The following is a 443-nucleotide window of genomic DNA, read 5'->3' on the forward strand; positions in this document are numbered from 1 at the left end:
GATTTGGGTTTCAAAGGGGGTTCATCATGAACGAGACGAGACGATTTGCCGTCGCCGCATTGCTGCTGGCGACAGTGCTGGGCACGAGCACGGCGCGGGCCGACTACATGCTCGGCTCCTATGTCGCGCGCATTTCCGAGCGGGATCACCAAGCCAGCGACGGCTATCCGCTGGACAGCGCCGCGCAGATGGTGAGGCAGGACCGCGCCAACTGGCACAAGTTCCATCGGCGCGACCGCGACGACGAGGGCGACGCCTGGTTCCGCAGCAACGAGGACCGCGCCGATCTTGAGCGGATGCTGAAGCGTGGCGGCGCTATGAGCGGCGCGACGCGGCGCGCCATCATCAATGGCGAGCCGCTGATCCAGGTCGATGTCTATTCGAACAGCGTTTACGTCAGCATCCTCGAGGACTGACGGCAAAAAGGGCGGCGCGCGGGCGCC

1 protein-coding gene is annotated in these 443 nt (G+C 65.0%); it reads left to right on the forward strand.

Going from position 1 to position 443, the window contains the following annotated elements:
* The first annotated feature begins 26 nt into the window (after window positions 1-26).
* Window positions 27-416 carry a hypothetical protein gene (locus EOA29_RS40095; protein ID WP_127222589.1) on the forward strand — a complete coding sequence of 130 codons (390 nt, stop codon included), beginning with the start codon at window positions 27-29 and terminating at the stop codon, window positions 414-416.
* Window positions 417-443 lie beyond the last annotated feature (27 nt).

The organism is Mesorhizobium sp. M1E.F.Ca.ET.063.01.1.1 (assembly GCF_003998155.1).
In the GTDB taxonomy this organism is placed as follows: Bacteria; Pseudomonadota; Alphaproteobacteria; order Rhizobiales; family Rhizobiaceae; genus Mesorhizobium.

What these genes read in the sequence shown, in the direction of transcription:
- EOA29_RS40095 (WP_127222589.1), top strand. Translation starts at nt 27, where the DNA reads ATGAACGAGACGAGACGATTTGCCGTCGCCGCATTGCTGCTGGCGACA.